The 15,700-nt window shown below is 56.1% G+C and carries 16 protein-coding genes and 1 pseudogene; 10 read left to right on the top strand and 7 right to left on the bottom strand.

The features are described from left to right. Nucleotides 1-115: 115 nt before the first annotated feature. From JZX87_RS21385 to JZX87_RS21375, 3 genes are read left to right on the top strand one after another with little or no spacing between them, the layout of a single operon-like run. Complete coding sequence (locus tag JZX87_RS21385) at nt 116-883, top strand: 3-hydroxyacyl-CoA dehydrogenase (RefSeq protein WP_206827871.1); 768 nt, start codon at nt 116-118, stop codon at nt 881-883. Nucleotides 884-904: 21 nt separating this feature from the next. Next, nucleotides 905-2,092, top strand: a complete 1,188-nt coding sequence (locus JZX87_RS21380; RefSeq protein ID WP_206827868.1) for an acetyl-CoA C-acyltransferase — start codon at nt 905-907, stop codon at nt 2,090-2,092. A gap of 14 nt (nt 2,093-2,106) precedes the next feature. Next, a complete protein-coding gene (locus JZX87_RS21375) occupies nt 2,107-3,234 on the top strand; it encodes an acyl-CoA dehydrogenase family protein (protein WP_206827866.1) in 1,128 nt (375 codons plus the stop codon). Nucleotides 3,235-3,320: 86 nt separating this feature from the next. Here JZX87_RS21375 and JZX87_RS21370 read toward each other — a convergent pair whose 3' ends face one another. Together JZX87_RS21370 and JZX87_RS21365 are read right to left on the bottom strand one after the other, a co-directional pair. After that, entirely contained in the window at nt 3,321-4,157 is an 837-nt protein-coding gene (locus JZX87_RS21370; protein ID WP_206827864.1) for a fumarylacetoacetate hydrolase family protein, read from the bottom strand. A gap of 306 nt (nt 4,158-4,463) precedes the next feature. Beyond that, nucleotides 4,464-4,649 (bottom strand): SDR family oxidoreductase, encoded by a 186-nt coding sequence (locus tag JZX87_RS21365; RefSeq protein ID WP_502711330.1) that lies wholly within the window; start codon nt 4,647-4,649, stop codon nt 4,464-4,466. 45 nt (nt 4,650-4,694) lie between these two features. Here JZX87_RS21365 and JZX87_RS21360 point away from each other — a divergent pair. Next, nucleotides 4,695-5,015 (top strand): annotated as a pseudogene (locus JZX87_RS21360) (winged helix-turn-helix transcriptional regulator); the annotation flags it as partial. A gap of 134 nt (nt 5,016-5,149) precedes the next feature. Here the strand turns inward: JZX87_RS21360 and JZX87_RS21355 are convergent. Then, a complete protein-coding gene (locus JZX87_RS21355) occupies nt 5,150-5,533 on the bottom strand; it encodes a glycine zipper domain-containing protein (RefSeq protein WP_206827863.1) in 384 nt (127 codons plus the stop codon). A gap of 245 nt (nt 5,534-5,778) precedes the next feature. Here JZX87_RS21355 and JZX87_RS21350 point away from each other — a divergent pair, with 245 nt between their 5' ends. The 5 genes from JZX87_RS21350 (at nt 5,779) to JZX87_RS21330 (ending at nt 8,477) form a co-directional block, all read left to right on the top strand. Beyond that, on the top strand, nt 5,779-6,228 hold the full coding sequence (locus JZX87_RS21350; protein WP_206827861.1) for a DUF892 family protein: 450 nt from the start codon (nt 5,779-5,781) through the stop codon (nt 6,226-6,228). A 210-nt stretch (nt 6,229-6,438) separates the two neighbouring features. Then, nucleotides 6,439-7,002, top strand: coding sequence for an alpha/beta hydrolase (locus JZX87_RS21345; RefSeq protein ID WP_353654231.1), 564 nt, complete (start codon nt 6,439-6,441; stop codon nt 7,000-7,002). A gap of 334 nt (nt 7,003-7,336) precedes the next feature. Beyond that, nucleotides 7,337-7,759 carry a GNAT family N-acetyltransferase gene (locus JZX87_RS21340; protein WP_286194987.1) on the top strand — a complete coding sequence of 141 codons (423 nt, stop codon included), beginning with the start codon at nt 7,337-7,339 and terminating at the stop codon, nt 7,757-7,759. A 79-nt stretch (nt 7,760-7,838) separates the two neighbouring features. After that, complete coding sequence (locus JZX87_RS21335; RefSeq protein WP_206827859.1) at nt 7,839-8,051, top strand: hypervirulence associated TUDOR domain-containing protein; 213 nt, start codon at nt 7,839-7,841, stop codon at nt 8,049-8,051. Nucleotides 8,052-8,066: 15 nt separating this feature from the next. Further along, nucleotides 8,067-8,477 (top strand): GFA family protein, encoded by a 411-nt coding sequence (locus JZX87_RS21330; protein ID WP_206827858.1) that lies wholly within the window; start codon nt 8,067-8,069, stop codon nt 8,475-8,477. Nucleotides 8,478-8,780: 303 nt separating this feature from the next. Here the strand turns inward: JZX87_RS21330 and JZX87_RS21325 are convergent, their stop codons facing one another. Both JZX87_RS21325 and JZX87_RS21320 read right to left on the bottom strand, forming a co-directional pair. Further along, a complete protein-coding gene (locus tag JZX87_RS21325; RefSeq protein ID WP_286194986.1) occupies nt 8,781-9,266 on the bottom strand; it encodes a GFA family protein in 486 nt (161 codons plus the stop codon). A gap of 242 nt (nt 9,267-9,508) precedes the next feature. Beyond that, the gene (locus JZX87_RS21320) at nt 9,509-10,552 is read right to left on the bottom strand and encodes a class I SAM-dependent methyltransferase (protein ID WP_206827856.1); all 1,044 of its coding nucleotides are present in this window, start codon (nt 10,550-10,552) and stop codon (nt 9,509-9,511) included. A 254-nt stretch (nt 10,553-10,806) separates the two neighbouring features. Between JZX87_RS21320 and JZX87_RS21315 the strand changes: the two genes are divergently transcribed. Further along, nucleotides 10,807-12,783 carry a putative bifunctional diguanylate cyclase/phosphodiesterase gene (locus JZX87_RS21315; RefSeq protein WP_286194985.1) on the top strand — a complete coding sequence of 659 codons (1,977 nt, stop codon included), beginning with the start codon at nt 10,807-10,809 and terminating at the stop codon, nt 12,781-12,783. 331 nt (nt 12,784-13,114) lie between these two features. Here the strand turns inward: JZX87_RS21315 and JZX87_RS21310 are convergent, their stop codons facing one another. Then, on the bottom strand, nt 13,115-14,308 hold the full coding sequence (locus JZX87_RS21310; protein WP_206827855.1) for an enolase C-terminal domain-like protein: 1,194 nt from the start codon (nt 14,306-14,308) through the stop codon (nt 13,115-13,117). A 3-nt stretch (nt 14,309-14,311) separates the two neighbouring features. Continuing rightward, entirely contained in the window at nt 14,312-15,622 is a 1,311-nt protein-coding gene (locus JZX87_RS21305; protein ID WP_206827854.1) for an MFS transporter, read from the bottom strand. Nucleotides 15,623-15,700: the final 78 nt, after the last annotated feature.

Genomic DNA, 15,700 nt, shown 5'->3' with positions numbered 1-15,700 from the left:
GGCAAAACTGGCCGAAATTATGGATCACTTCCGTCATCGCTTGCAACAGTGAAAGCTTATAAAGTGCCATCTGCCATGCGGGCTGAGGAGCCTGCCGGCAAGGGAGGACTTACACATGCTGATCCGCGATGCCGGTTTCATCGTCTCCGGCGGCTGTTCCGGCCTTGGCGCCGCGACGGTGCGCATGTTGGCCGAGGCTGGTGCGCGCGTGATGATCGCCGACCTCGATCGAGACAAGGGGGAGGCCTTCGCGCAGGAATTTGCAGGGCACGTGTCTTTCGTCCGCACCGACGTCACCAGCGCCGGAGATGGGGAAGCCGCAGTGGCCGCGGCGCTCGAAACCTTCGGAAATCTGCGCGGGCTGGTCAATTGCGCCGGCATTGCACCGGCGCAGAAGGTGATCGGACGCGACGGGCCGCATGAACTCGAAAATTTTGCCCGGACGATCAATGTTAATCTGGTCGGCTCCTTCAACCTGCTCAGGCTTGCCGCCAATGCGATAAGGGATAGCGAACCCGATGCCGAGAGCGAGCGCGGCGTGATCGTCAATACGGCCTCGATCGCGGCATTCGACGGGCAGGTCGGACAGGCGGCCTATGCGGCCTCCAAAGGCGGGATTGCGGCGATGACGCTGCCGATCGCCCGTGAACTGGCGCGTTACGGCATTCGTGTCATGACCATAGCGCCCGGCGTTTTCGAAACGCCGATGATGGCGGCCATGCCTGAGGAAGTGCGCCATGCGCTCGGTAGCAGTGTGCCATTTCCTCCACGGCTCGGGAGGCCATCCGAGTTTGCGGCGCTGGTTCGCCAAATCCTGGAAAACACCATGCTGAACGGCGAAGTCATTCGCCTCGACGGCGCAATCCGGATGGGAGCGCGCTGATTGGCGCACAGAGGAGGCAAGATGCAATTGCAGGATCCCGTCGTCATCGTTGGTTCGGCCCGCACGCCGATCGGCGGCTTTCAGGGCGAATTGAAGGACGTGACCGCAGCAGATCTCGGTGCGGTATCCATTCGCGCCGCTCTTGAGAGAAGCGGCGTGCAAGCGGATGGGGTTGACGAAGTCGTCGTCGGCTGCGTGCTTCCGGCCGGACAGGGGCAGGCGCCGGCAAGGCAGGCGGCGATCCATGCCGGGCTTCCTTTCGCCGCGGGTGCGACGACGGTCAACAAGATGTGCGGTTCCGGCATGAAGGCCGTTATGATGAGCCATGACCTGATTGCCGCCGGTAGTGCTGCAATTGCTGTTGCCGGCGGCATGGAGAGCATGACCAATGCGCCATATCTTCTGGATCGGGCGCGGGGCGGTTACAGGCTGGGGCATGGCCGCGTCCTCGACCACATGTTTCTCGACGGGCTCGAAGACGCCTATGACAAGGGGCGGTTGATGGGCACATTCGCCGAAGATTGCGCCGAGGCCTATCAGTTTACCCGTGAGGCGCAGGACGAATATGCCGTAACTTCCCTCATGCGGGCGCAGAAGGCGATCGCGGAAGGCTGGTTCGACAGCGAGATCGTTCCGGTCACGGTCAAATCTGGCAGAACCGAGCAGGTGGCGCATCGGGATGAACAGCCCGGCAAGGCCAAACCCGAAAAGATCGCGACCCTGAAACCCGCTTTTCGTGAGGGTGGTACGGTGACGGCTGCCAATTCCAGCTCGATCTCGGATGGCGCGGCGGCACTGGTGCTGATGCGGCGTTCGCAAGCCGAACGCAGGGGGCTTACGCCGCTCGCTACGATCATCGGCCATGCCACGCATTCGCAGGAGCCGGCGCTCTTTGCCACGGCACCGATCGGTGCCTTGCAAAAGCTCTCCGACCGGACGGGCCTGTCGCTTTCCGATGTCGACCTGTTCGAGATCAACGAGGCCTTCGCGGTCGTCGCCATGGCGGCGATGCGGGATCTCGACCTGCCGCATGACAAGGTCAATGTGCATGGCGGTGCCTGTGCGCTCGGTCATCCGATCGGCGCATCCGGCGCGCGTATTCTGGTGACGCTGATTGCAGCACTTGAACGCTACGACCTGAAACGCGGCATGGCGGCACTTTGCATCGGCGGTGGCGAAGCGACGGGCATTGCCATCGAACGATCCTGACGGGAGGAAGACCGATGATCCTTTCGGAAACCCAGCAGCAGATCCGCGAAATGGCCCGCAGCTTTGCCCGCGAGCGCCTGGCGTCGGGTGCTGCAAAACGGGACAGGGAACACCTTTTCCCGAGTGAAGAGTTGCAGGAAATGGGTGCGCTCGGGCTGCTCGGCATGCTGGTGCCGGAAGCTTATGGCGGATCGGATACCGGTGTGCTCGCCTATGCGGCGGCCGTCGAAGAGATCGCGGCCGGCGATGGGCCTTGCTCGACGATCATGAGTGTCCACAGTTCTGTCGGCTGCGTGCCGATCCTCAAATTCGGGACGGAGGAACAGAAGGAGCGCCTTTTGCCGCGTCTTGCGTCCGGCGAGTGGATCGGAGGTTTTGCGCTGACCGAACCGCAAGCGGGTTCTGACGCCTCGAACCTCAAGACGCGCGCCCGGCGCGATGGCGATCATTACGTGATCGACGGCGCAAAACAGTTCATCACCTCGGGCAAGAACGGCCAGATGATCATCGTTTTCGCCGTCACTGATCCCGACGCGGGCAAGAAGGGCATAACGGCCTTCATCGTTCCGACCGATACGCCCGGTTATGAGGTGATCCGCGTCGAGGAGAAACTCGGCCTTCATGCATCCGACACCTGCCAGATCGCGTTTAATGAGATGCGGATTCCAGCGGACTTGAGGCTCGGCGAAGAGGGAGAGGGTTACCGGATCGCGCTTGCCAATCTGGAGGGCGGCAGGATCGGCATTGCGGCGCAATCGGTCGGCATGGCGCAGGCGGCCTTCGAGGCGGCGCGCGATTACGCCCGCGAGAGAAAGGCTTTCGGCAAGGCAATCTTCGATCACCAGGCCGTTGCCTTCCGGCTGGCCGACATGGCAACACAGATTGAAGCGGCCCGACAACTCGTCTGGCATGCGGCTGCATTGCGGGAGGCCGAGATGCCCTGTCTTTCGGAGGCTTCGATGGCGAAGCTCTTTGCATCGGAAATCGTCGAACGCGTCTGCTCCGACGCGATCCAGATCCATGGTGGTTATGGTTATATGAGCGATTATCCGGTGGAGCGTATCTATCGGGACGCGCGCATTTGCCAGATCTATGAAGGCACGAGCGACATTCAGCGGCTGGTCATTGCGCGGAATTTGTGAATGCCCGCCTCTGCAATAGACGCGGGCAAAATCGGAATCGCATCTACGGATGTAATTCGCTGTGCTTGGCTCGATGCCTGTATGGGCTACCTGACAGTTTGGCGCTGATCTCCCAAACCGTCGATCCCAAGCGTCATCACATCGCCTCGTTTGAGATAGGTCGGCGGCTTCATGCCCATTCCGACACCGGGCGGTGTGCCTGTCGTGATGATATCACCAGGTTCCAGCCGCATGAAACGCGACAGGTAGGAGACGATATGGGCAAGCGAGAAGATCATCGAGCTTGTCGAACCGGTCTGTCGGCGCTCGCCGTTGACATCGAGCCAGAGACCGAGGTTCTGGACATCGGCAATTTCGTCACGGGTTACGAGCCAGGGGCCGATAGGACCATAGGTCGGCAGGCTCTTGCCCTTGATCCACTGGCCGCCGCGTTCGATCTGGTAGGACCGTTCGGACACGTCGTTGCAGATGCAGAAGCCAGCCACATGGTCGAGTGCATCGGCCTCAAAGACGTTGAAAGCGGTGGTGCCGATCACCATCGCGATCTCCACCTCCCAGTCCGATTTCTCCGATCCTTCCGGCATGACCACGTCATCGGTCGGGCCGGAAATGGAGGAGGGCGCCTTGCTGAAGGCGACGGGCTCGCTCGGGATGGGCATGTTGGATTCATGCGCGTGATCGACATAGTTCAGGCCGATCGCGATGAAATGTCCGGGTTTTGCCACGCAGGGGCCGAGCCGCGCGCTATTTTCGGCGATCGGCAAGGTAGCTAGGTCGGCATTGCGGATCCGTTGAAGGCTTGCCGGCGACACCGCCTCGCCTGCGAAATCCGCAACAAGGCTGCTCACCTCGCGAATGCGGCCTTCGCCATCCAAAATGCCAAGGCGCTCTGCGCCCGGCCCGCCAAATCGAACCAGTTTCATAATCTCTCCTGAGATGTAGGGGATTGGGAGCAGGCCGAAGCGGCACCCGGCGTTTCGGGAGAGACTACAGCTTCGACATCCACTACGGCCACAGCCCTAACAGTGCAGTTCCTGCAAATGGCGCTGACACAGCGATGGTTGAAGCTGGGTCGGATCGCACGGATCGTGTTGAACGTTACGCGCGAGCAGGTACAGGACGCGCCGGAGTCTGAAGGTGTCGCGGCTGCTCAACAGTAAAGTCCTCAAGTGGTGCGCTCGTTTGGAATGCAAGCGCACCACATCTACGATAGCTTCATTTCCATAGGCTCAGATCTGCCGCATTCCTCCATCGACGCAAAGTTCGACACCTGCGATGTAGCTTGCCTCGTCGCTCAGCAGGAAAAGCGTAGCCGCCGCGACTTCCTCTGGACGTGCCATCCGCTTCATAGGTATAGGCGCAATCAAAGACTCGTGGACATCATCTCCTTTCACTTGACGGTCTCGAAATGATATACGCTGTAAATCTGATATCCATTACGCACCCTGAGTAGCCTAGATATGGACCAGTATATCGACTCGGAATCTCTATCCTGTCGCGCCCTTAACGAGATGACGGTCGTGCGTCCCGTGCTGGATAAGATTGCAGATAAGTGGACGATACTTATATTGACCGTGATTTGTCCGAAGCCGTCACGGGTTAACGAGATCAAGCGACGTCTCGACGCGATTACGCACAAAGCGCTTGCAGAGGCGCTGAAGAGGCTGGAACGAAATGGTTTGGTGACGAGGACTGTCTTGCCAACGCAGCCGATTGGTGTCGAATACGCAATTACCCCTTTGGGGCATTCTCTAAGACAACCATTTGAAGCGCTCTGCGCCTAGTCGCTAGAAAATGGCCCTCAGATCGAGGCGGCCGCCGCTCGCTTTGATAAGGCAGGTAAATAAGCTAGGTACTGTAAGCAAATCGGCCACCCACGTCGGCAATGGGAGGCCTTGTTGATGTTCATGTCCAGTTATCGCGTAATTCCGACGATAAAGCCGACTACGGCAGCAAGGCCGATCGCCTGCCAAGGATTTCGTTGGATCCTATTCCTCACGTTGTCGGTCGCTCGATACTGCAGGCTCTCGGCCTCGTCCCTGAGAGCAGCGAGCTGCTCGCGCGGCTCAACGTACGGGTCATTTCGATGTTCAAGGATCGATTCGAGAGCTTGGTCGACACGTGGCGCATCGGATGCTGCCCGTCGCCCAGTTCCTGAGGGTATTGAGGTCGTGGTGGCCGAAACTTGATCAGACGCCGGGAACGTTTCCTCCAAACCCTCATCTAGAAGACTGGTCGATCTTTGCCGAACCTGTTCGGCTTCGAATGCTTCAACCGCAGCTGATTTTTCATTCGCCATTTCCACCTCCTTAAAATCTTTAGCACAACTCATGATCTGTGTTTGTATCGCCGCGAGCCCCGGCTATGCATGTGCGCCACTGGAGGAATCCAGTCGATCGAGACGCGGCGGCGCTTATAGAACCCTTCTGATTGCCTTGAGTTGCTGAGACGAGCCGATCGTACGGTTCCGTACCGTCGTCCTTACGAATGGAACGTGCTCAACTGTCATGTCTTTCCCCTGCCTCATTGGAAAGGGAGAAAACAATGGTTACTATGGTTGGGAATGAGAGCGACTTTGGAAAGCTCGTGAAGGATCTGATCTACCTCGAGCACGATGCGATTGCAGCTTACGAGTCTACGATCGAGCGTCTCGATGACAAAACGCTTAGCGCAAAGGTCGACGAGTTTCGTCAAGATCATCTCCAGCATCTCTCCACCCTTAACGAAATCGCTGCAGAAGCCGGCATCGATGCTCCTGAGAAGGGTGACATGAAGCAGATGCTGACAACGGGTAGAATCGCGCTCGCCGACATTTTCGGCGACAAGACAATCCTAAAGGCAATGAAGACGAACGAAGACGACACAGTCTCTGCCTATGAGCGTGCCTCGCAGCACGAAGAGGCTCGACCGGAAACGAAAGCGTTCTTTATGAAGGCCCATCAGGACGAAGTCCGTCATCGTACTTGGTTCGAGACGACTGCTGACCGGTTCTGATCTCACAATCGAGTCAATCGTCTCGAGCTTGGCCCCGTAACTGATGACGCCGCGATGACCCTCGCGTTGCCTCGTTCCGGGTCGAAGAGGGCGTTCTCCGTAAGGGTTGAGCGCCCTCTGTTTTTGATCTCACACTGAAAGTCAGCGAGCTTGGCACTGACGACCGGACTTATCATTCTTTTCCATTGCATCGGAGCGTCAGGTGCGCAGATGATGCCACTCGCCTCGTCCTGGAAGACAAGCCTACCTGCAGCACGGTTCGCCACGCCCGACGCGCCATTTCGCAAAGTGGCTGGACCTGGTCATCTCTGGTTTCAAGTCGACGGTAATCAACTTCGGCCTGACCGCCTTGCCGAAATCCGCGACGCATTCGATCGCACGATCGATCAGATCATCAAGCGCGAGCGGTTTGAGGAAGCACTCGATCGGGTCGCCTTTGTCGGTGTGTCACAGGGCGCGATTGTTGCTCTTGACGCTGCTGCGTCTGGCAGATGGAACGTCGGCGCTCTGATTGGCTATTCCGGCCTTCTCCCGCCCGTCCCGGTTTCTTCCGCCAGCAGTGGCACACCGGTTCTTCTCATTCACGGGCAGAATGATCGGACAATCCCGCCATTCGCCTCTACCCTCGCCGCTCCAGGCGGCTGGCTTCAAGGTAGATCTGAAGATCGAGTCAGGTGTTGGTCATACAATCTCAATGACGGGCGCACGGCTCGGCCTGGAATTTCTCCGCACACACTTAGCCTAATTTTCAGAGACAGGAACTTCGAATGCTAGACTTACTACAAGCGAACGCTCCGATCGTCTCCGCTGCGGCCAGTCTTGGGACCCTTTGCATCTGGGCTGTCTACCTTCAAATCTTCGTCGGAGGACATCGATGCAGTTGCAGAAAACATCGAGATTACGATACTGGGCATTTACGGCTCGGAGGACCTACTGATCGGAGCGACGCGAAAATTTGACCTCCCGAAGTCCGACAGCGGATCGGCAGTCCGAGCATCCGAAGCGCTCACGCGCCAGATCACTCGCAGGCGGGAACGCAAGAAGTTGCTCAAGGAATTACATGAGCAGCTATAAGAGGTACCCCTAGCGTGCACATGGGAAGAAACATATGGCCAGCACAGATAAGCACTATTCTGTCGAGGAGAGAACGCCCGACTACGACGATTACATGCGTCTCCGCCAAAACGCTGGTTTAACGCCATTTTCGAGGGCAGCGGCTGAAATCGGGCTAGCGGGAACTGTCTTCGCCGTGGTCGTAGTGGTCGATGGTCAGGTGATTGGAATGGGTCGGCTGATTGGTGATGGCGGCTGCTTTTTCCAGATAACCGATGTTGCAGTACAGCCAGATCACCAGGGTCGCGGGCTAGGTAAGGCGATCATGACGGCAATCATGGAATATGTGAACACGATGCTACCGAAGACAGCTTATGTGAGCTTGATTGCCGACGTACCCGCCAACAAGCTTTATGAACAATTTGGATTTAGGGAAACCGCCCCAAGATCTGTAGGTATGTCCTACATAGTGAAATAGCTTACCCAGGCGACGACAGCTTCAACGGAACCATATGATCCTCTCAGATGTTTGCTGCCGATATCATGGAGGACGCCGTATGGCAGACGATCTGAAGAAGGGCGACACTGTGGCGTGGAAAACGAGCCAAGGTGAGACGACAGGTAAGGTGATCAGCAAGCAAACCAGCCCGACGAAAATCAAGGGGCACGAGGTAAAGGCTTCCAGGGCGGATCCACAAATCATCGTCGAGAGCTCTAAATCTGGAGCCAAGGCGGCACATAAGCCGAGCGCCCTCAAGAAGACGTCTTAAGGCCTCTTTTCGCTAATGAGGTCCAGCAGGTCACTCCGGGTAGCAAAGTGTAGGTGCGGTCAGCTACGGGCCAATTGCCATGGCGAGCCTCAAAGGGTTTCGGTCTGTCATTGCCTGGAATGCCAGCTACGAACCGGAAGTGCCTTTGCAGTCCAGGCCCGATACGCGAAGACGGATGTGGAAATCGAAGGAAGTTCTCGGCTGTACGAAAGGATTGGAGATAGCGGTATGTGGGCACGCTACCATTTCTGTCCGGATTGCGGATCAACTGTCTATTACGAAAACGAGGATACGCCCGGAGTCTATGCGATTCCTGTAGGCGCATTTGCCGATCCTGCTTTTCCGGCACCCCAGCGCTCGATATATGAAATCCGCATGCATCCCTGGACTGATGTCAAAGGAGACGTGATCCATCGAGAGCGTTGACCCTGCAACTTCAATTAAACACGTACTGTAACTGGTGCGCCACTTCACACCGCGATTTAGCGGTGCTTCATATACGCAGCCGTGTTTTGGGAGGGTGTGCGTGTATTACGAGCGGAATGCGAGGAAAGCTCGCAATCTGATCGATGAGGACGACAGGGGGAATGACGTCCGTTCCCAGACCGCCGGGAACTCAGGCCACGACGCTCCTGTTGTCGGAATATCAACGGGCAAAGAAGGCACATCGAGCGTGGTCCGAGGCACGGAAGGTCCTTAGGGGCTTTCGCCTATAACAAGGTTCCGGAGTTATTGGCGGGTTTCGCACAGCGTCGTCAATCGCGTGGGCGAGGGACTGTGTTGGCGGTCATTCGAGGAAGGCCATCGTCCATATGTAGATACGGCAACTGCGATCCTTGCATACCCGTGGGCTAACGGTGGGTACTGCTCTGGATGATCCATAGCGCCAATCATGAAAAATATCTGGTCATCAATGCGTCCGTCGCAATAAGCGATTGGGGATCCGCATGTCGGGCAGAACGTTCGTTGAATAGGGTCTTTGCCGTAAGATGACCCTTCCAAGCCACTAAAAATAATGTCTTTGCAAAAGAAGCCGACAAAAGCTGCGACCGGCGCTCCGCTAGCTCTCCGGCAATCATCGCAATGACAGTAGCGCGAATAGAACGGCTCGGACTTTGCTTCAAATTTGATCGCTCCGCAGCGACAGCCGCCAGTGTGTCTCACCGTTGATCTCCGAGAACAAGAAGCCTCTGATCGAGACCGACACAGGAACATGGCTCGAGAATATCATCTAGTCCGATGACAGGGGAGGCGAGCAGATGAGGCCCAAGCGGTATCCAAGGGTCGCCTTCCACGTGCCGAAGTGCCGCCTGAGGCAGAAGCTGGAGGCGGCCACGCGTTATAAACGGCCGCTGAGATCGTCGAGATCTCGAAGCGGCCGCATGATACGTCGAAACTCCGAAACAGTCGGAGCCATGTTAATTTGCGGCAGAGGAAGATTATTTAGATTTGTCGGCCTAAGGTTTTCTTCGGAGGGTGCTGTAGATGATGTTCCGATTGGTACCATACCAGACTGCGGTCCCCAGAGTATCGGTCGTAGCGCTCGCGTTGGCGATCCGCCACATATCGCTTTCAGACCTCTGCAAGAGCTCCCAATTCATGTAAGATTCCATGTAGCCATCGTCAGCCATTTCGTCGGAAAAATTCGCGAACAAAAATGTACCGCCAGGCTTCAACATTTCCATGCAAACCTGTGTCAGTCGGATCGCTACCTTGTCGGTGAGATAGTCATACAGACCGGCAGCGTAGATCAAATCGAATGAGCCGACCTGGTGCTTCCTTGCAAGAAGGCCGCGTACCGACCCATCGATAGGCTCGACACGAGTTCCGCTGAATTGGGTTGCAATGGAACCGATGCTGAGAGGATCTTGATCAAGAGCAAGCCATCGCTTGAGGCGGTTCTCATGCAATGCCTTAGATGTCTCCGCCTCACGTAGGTGACCGGCAGCAATTGCAAGGATTTCCGTATCAGGGCCGACGCGGGCCGCGGTATCATCAACGAATTTCGTCAGAATATCGCGTCGTTCTCTCACAGCGACCGGACCTGGAGCATTGATGGTGTATCCGAAGATGTCTCGGCCGAGTGGAGTGGTTTTTGCTACTTCTTCGGCTATCGCAGGATGCTGATAGATAAAGTCGATAAGGGTGGCATCTCCGGAGTAACCCCGTGGCTTCTCGAAAGACCAGCTGGTAAAAGCGCACTGGCGCAGGATCTCAGCGGAAGAATGAGACCTGATGATCGGTGCCAGCTTTTTCCACACGGCTAGCCCATATTTCAAGCGAACATCGTGAAGTCGAGCAATAAGCCACTTCACGGCATTCGCGCGGTTCTGCGTGGACGATAGCCGCTGCATCGCAACGTTGATGATTATTTCGAACTCAGCCGCTGCGGTCTGCACCAGGTCGGCTAGTTGCGCCTCGGTTTGCGGATTGAGGTGGTCGCTGACGGACTGCGGAGTGATCAAGCTTTGGCCGTCGAATGAAAATGCGGGCTTTGCCACGTGCGCCTCTTAAGTAAATGAATATCAAAAGAAATCGCTAAAATCTTCAGCATGTGTGCCGATGACAAGCACCCAAGGATCGCATGCCTTCATTAAAGCTCGTCTAACGTTCAGAGAATGTTAGCGAAGTTGGAACAATTCCGTGCGGTTTTTGCAAAGCTCCGCTGTCATTAATTGATGTGAAGTGCACGCAAGGTTATCCAACCTTAGCTAGCGGTCCGGTGTCGAGGCTGCACCATGGTGGGTAACAGGGCATGATGCACGTGTTGGCCGAAACTGCAGCTGCGAGACCCAGTTCGAGTTTGTCGACGAGGGAGCTGCGTGGCCTATTTGATCTGCAGAGTGAGATTGAACGAAAGAGTGCCACGCGAAGAGGGCTCTGGATCGCTGTAGGTGCCTATCTCGCGTATTCGTTGACAGATTGCCTCTTTATCGCCGACGTTGCCCAGACCACTATCATTGGGCGCTTCATTGTCGGTATCAGTGCGCTGTGCATTCTAGAACTTTTGCTTAACCGCAAAGCCACAGCGAACACGATTGACGTAGTCTCAGCTATCTCGGTCTCTACGGGCTATCTCGTGTGGCTCGTTACAGCGCAGATGACTGCGGATCGGGTCGCATTCTCATACTACATGGTTTTTGGCGCAATCTTTATGATGAGCGTCAACCTGTTCTTCCGGTTTAGGTCAAACGTAGCGATAGCCTCGTCTACGGCCAATATGGTCATTTTCTTAGCCGCTCTTTCCGTTTTCGCACCAATGCCTCTTACTCATAAGTTGATAATGGGGGCATTCTGTATCTCTTGTTTCATTTTCACCGCATACGTAAATCTTCAGCTCAATAGAGAACGTTACAAAGTCTTTCTAAACGCTCTTGAGGCAAGCCTACAGCAAGCTGCCGCCCACGAGAGAGGCAAGGCCCTCTTGCATCTCTCAAACACTGACCCCCTGACCGGGCTCGAAAATCGTAGAGCTATCGATCAACGACTACGTGACCACTGGCAGCGCTGGCTCGACGATGGCGCTTCTTTTGCAGTCCTGCTCATCGATGTTGACTACTTCAAACATTACAATGATTGCTACGGGCATCAGCAAGGCGACCAATGCCTTGTGTCAATATCCGAACATCTCCAACAGACGGCATCGTCTCATGGAGCAGTGATTGGACGCTACGGGGGCGAGGAATTCATCGTCATCAAAACGGCAACAATTTCGAACGACGTGACGGCGCTTGCAGAAGCGATACGTCAAGCCATTGTGGAGTTGGCTCTGCCGCACCAGCATAGGCGAGATGGAACTCCGATAATCACCGTGAGCGTCGGCGTCTCCTATACCCGTGAGGAAATCAAGCAGGTCGACAAGGTTGTTCACGAGGCTGATCGGGCGCTTTATGCCGCCAAAGCAAGAGGACGCAACGTCGTTGCTCTCTTCGACGCCATGGATCCAAGGTATAGTGTTGACCGTGAAGATGTCGCAGCGACCCTCAAAATTGCACTCGATCAGAAATTAGTCTCGCTGGTTTATCAGCCGATCCGCAATATGCAGACAGGCGTGCTCGACGGGGCAGAGGCACTGATGCGCTTGAGAATGCTTGATGGGACCCCAGTCGGGCCAGATGTCTTCATTCCCATCGCAGAGAGGACGGGAGCGATCATTGGCCTCGGACGTTGGGCAATACGTACTGCTTGTATCGATCTATTGGTGACGGATTTGGTTCGTGTCGCCAGCGTCAATGTGTCCCCCACTGAACTAAAAATGCCTGGTTTCGCAGACTACGTCGCAGCGACCTTGGCGGAATGCGAAATAGATGGCGCGAGGCTCGCCTTCGAGATTACCGAAGGTGTGGAACTCGAAATCGATCAACACCTTGTACGTTGCATCAGCGACCTACGGAAGCTGGGTGTCCAAGTCTGGCTCGACGACTTCGGGACAGGCTTCGCAGGGTTGTCATGGCTCCGCCTGATAGATTTCGACATAGTGAAAATCGATCGCTCCTTCCTGCACGACTCTCGTACGGAGAGAGGCCGAAGAATGCTCCTCGATATCATCAACCTGCTGAGAAATCGTGGAGTGAGGATCTTAGTTGAAGGTGTGGAGACAATCGAACATCAGCGACTGATGCTACAGTATGGCATCCACCATCTCCAAGGGTATTACATCGCGCGACCTGCGCCAGCGGATCAGCTTCGACCGATAACGTTTTTCCGTTCAAACCAGCCAGAAACAGCGTAGGTTGAACGTTATGCCTTGGCGTTCTCTGTGATAGCGAACCAGATCAAGGATCGGCCTTTCGATAGGCCTCTATTACGCTATCGTTCTCAGTTTTCGACCTGCGATCTTGGTGAAGGCGGACCGCATTTCGCCTGATGGCGGTATCAGGATCCGATGCGTCTAATACGGACGGCGATAGCCAGTATCGCTGTTTTAATTGCCTGATGAAGATCCTTCCAAAACCAATTGAACGGGCATTGTTGATCCTCCCGTCGACCTGCAGTTTGAAACGGCTCCGCGGGTATCTCCTGAGGAGCCGAAGTAATGAGCAAAAACCGGTTTGCCTCGAGCTTCAAGCAGGTAAAACGATAGCCTCTTGTTGAATTTTGGTTTCATCGATTTTCATCGCCAAGCCCGGACGCTCCGGCACTTCGATGAAGCCGTCAACCACATCGAGTGGATCCACGAGAAAGTGCTGATGAACCGCGTTCCACTTGACCAGATACTCCTGATAGGGAGTGTGGATTGGAGACTGGGTGGCTGAGAAGTGGGCCGTCGCGAATGTCGAATGGCCATGGGGAATGGTGATTACATCATTCGCCGTCGCATATGCCGCGATTTTCAACGTTTCGCTCAGCCCCCCGCACCAATAGATGTCGGGCTGGATCACATCGAGGGCCCCCGTGTCCAGAAAACGCTTGAAGCCCCAACGAGTGTATTCATGCTCCGCGCCGGAAAGTGGAATGCGGATCCTGTCGCGTAACTTCGTGTAGCTGTCGATGCGATCCGGCATGACGCATTCTTCAAGCCACCGAGGTTTGAACTCCTGGATCCTGTCGGCGAGCTCGACGACATAGCCAACATCCATGGCCTGCCAGCAATCGAACATAAGATCGTAGTCCTCGCCGACCGCCTCACGCAGGGTCCGGACGAGTTCGACATTCTTTTTCAGTCCCTCGTAACCACTCATCGGGCCATGCCGGAAGAACCACTTCTGCGCGCGATAGCCCTTTTCCTTGTATTCAATGGCTCGATCGCGAACTTTGCCAGCGTCTAGCACCGCAAATCCCAACATCGAAGCGTATGCTGGGATCTTCGTTTGGGTCGGACCGCCGATCAAGCGATAGACTGGCTGCTCCATCCATTTTCCACGCAGATCCCATAACGCGCAGTCGATCGCGCTGATCGCGAGCATCGCGTCGCCTTGCCTTCCGTGAACCATGCCGCGGTGCATTTGGTCCCAGAGTTTCTCCCCGGCAATGGGGTCTTGGCCGACCAGGAAACGTCGCAGCTGCTTAGCAATGATGAATGCCACGCCTTCCGGTATCGGGCCCGCTAGACCAGAGACGCCGTCATCTGTGTGGATCTCGACAAAGTAGGTGACGATCTTGAACCCGTCGGGTGTCTGGACGCCTCCTTCGTGGTCGTTACGATCCCGATACTCGGGGTAGACGTCGATGGGGCGTACGAGGCGTTCCTCCCAAAGGTCCCCTTTAGTTGGCAGGGTGCCGTGGAGTTGACGTAGTCGGACTTCTGTGATCTGCATGATTTATGTCCTTGAGGCGTTGCTGGCAGCAGCAGTCCGCCCAAATGTGAGTGTTATGACTGTGAGGACGACGATCGACATTGTCGCCATCAGTGCGAGCCAATAGAAGCCGCCATTGAAGTTGCCCGTCTGGTCGCGAATGATCCCGATCACCCATGGATTGATGACGCTCGACAGATTGCCAAGTGAGTTGATCAACGCGATACCGCCGGCGGCAACAACCCCGCTCAGGACGGCCGTTGGCAATCCCCAGAACACTGGCATTGCGCCGAAGACGCCGATTGCGGCAAAGCATAGCGAAATCAGCTTGAGCGTCGGGTCGTTGATCCACGCGGTAACGAGAAGGCCGACGATCGAGATCCCCAGCGCGAGATAGTTGGTTGCCACCCGCTTGCCGGGCTTGTCAGCTAAACGCCCAAGGAGAAGCATTCCGACTGCGCCGAACGCATAGGGAATTGCTGCGACGAAGCCGGATTGCAGTTGTCCGAAGCCGAACTCCTTCAGGATCAGGGGCAAGAACGTGCTGACCGCGCCATTGAGGTTGGTGAGACCGTAGTACATGAGGCAAAACAGAAGGACTTGCGGACTTAGCAGCGCCTTCATTAATTGCTTGCTATGGCCGCCCTGACTGTTGGCCGAACGCTCGGCACGCTCTGTTTCCAGCCGCGAAACCAACCAGTTTTTCTCTTGGTCAGACAGAAACTTGGCTTCCCGGGGAGTGCTCGGGAGAAGGAACGGGATAAACACCGCCAGGACGACGGCCGGAATCCCTTCGATGATATACATCCACTGCCACCCGTGAAGGCCGAGCAGCCCATCGAGTTCCAGGAGTACGGTTGACAGAGGCGTGCCCAAAACGAGCGCGATCGGAATACCCGTCATGAACATGCTCATGATGCGGCCACGGTAGGCCGCCGGAAACCAAAGCGTCAGATAGAAAACTACGCCCGGGAAGAAGCCAGCCTCGGCAGCACCGAGAAGTGCTCGAAGAACATACAGGCTTTCGGCGCTCCATACAAATGCGTGGGCAGCGGAGATAAGTCCCCATGTAAGCATGATGCGGGCAATCCACCACCGCGCGCCGAAACGTTCGAGAGCAAGATTGGACGGCAGCTCGAGCAGGACGTAAGGGACAAAAAACACGCCCGCGGCGAAACCGAACGCAGCCGTGGATAGTCCGAGGTCCTGGTTCATCGTTAGGGCAGCTACCCCAACATTCGCGCGATCCAGGATCGCGATGAAGTAGCTAAATATTAGAACAGGTAACAGTCGCCGCGTGATTTTGCGGACAACATCTTTCTCCAGGTCTGCCATAATTCCTCCAAAAGCAGATTGCCGGAAACGTTTGCGGTGCGTCAGGCATCATGAAGCGTGATATTTGGCAGAAACGCA

The organism is Agrobacterium sp. Ap1, assembly GCF_017313375.1.
GTDB classification, from domain to species: domain Bacteria; phylum Pseudomonadota; class Alphaproteobacteria; order Rhizobiales; family Rhizobiaceae; genus Neorhizobium; species Neorhizobium cellulosilyticum.
Note: the sequence above shows the minus strand (reverse complement) of the source record. Positions and strands in the feature narration are given on the sequence as shown.

Excerpts from the sequence above, each read along its gene's own strand:
- JZX87_RS21310 (WP_206827855.1), bottom strand. The coding sequence starts at position 14,308 with ATGCAGATCACAGAAGTCCGACTACGTCAACTCCACGGCACCCTGCCA.
- JZX87_RS21355 (WP_206827863.1), bottom strand. The coding sequence starts at position 5,533 with ATGGCGAATGAAAAATCAGCTGCGGTTGAAGCATTCGAAGCCGAACAG.
- JZX87_RS21370 (WP_206827864.1), bottom strand. The coding sequence starts at position 4,157 with ATGAAACTGGTTCGATTTGGCGGGCCGGGCGCAGAGCGCCTTGGCATT.
- JZX87_RS21315 (WP_286194985.1), top strand. The coding sequence starts at position 10,807 with ATGATGCACGTGTTGGCCGAAACTGCAGCTGCGAGACCCAGTTCGAGT.
- JZX87_RS21325 (WP_286194986.1), bottom strand. The coding sequence starts at position 9,266 with ATGTTCCTGTGTCGGTCTCGATCAGAGGCTTCTTGTTCTCGGAGATCA.
- JZX87_RS21385 (WP_206827871.1), top strand. The coding sequence starts at position 116 with ATGCTGATCCGCGATGCCGGTTTCATCGTCTCCGGCGGCTGTTCCGGC.
- JZX87_RS21305 (WP_206827854.1), bottom strand. The coding sequence starts at position 15,622 with ATGGCAGACCTGGAGAAAGATGTTGTCCGCAAAATCACGCGGCGACTG.
- JZX87_RS21330 (WP_206827858.1), top strand. The coding sequence starts at position 8,067 with ATGAGGTCCAGCAGGTCACTCCGGGTAGCAAAGTGTAGGTGCGGTCAG.
- JZX87_RS21380 (WP_206827868.1), top strand. The coding sequence starts at position 905 with ATGCAATTGCAGGATCCCGTCGTCATCGTTGGTTCGGCCCGCACGCCG.
- JZX87_RS21350 (WP_206827861.1), top strand. The coding sequence starts at position 5,779 with ATGGTTACTATGGTTGGGAATGAGAGCGACTTTGGAAAGCTCGTGAAG.
- JZX87_RS21345 (WP_353654231.1), top strand. The coding sequence starts at position 6,439 with ATGATGCCACTCGCCTCGTCCTGGAAGACAAGCCTACCTGCAGCACGG.
- JZX87_RS21335 (WP_206827859.1), top strand. The coding sequence starts at position 7,839 with ATGGCAGACGATCTGAAGAAGGGCGACACTGTGGCGTGGAAAACGAGC.
- JZX87_RS21375 (WP_206827866.1), top strand. The coding sequence starts at position 2,107 with ATGATCCTTTCGGAAACCCAGCAGCAGATCCGCGAAATGGCCCGCAGC.
- JZX87_RS21340 (WP_286194987.1), top strand. The coding sequence starts at position 7,337 with ATGGCCAGCACAGATAAGCACTATTCTGTCGAGGAGAGAACGCCCGAC.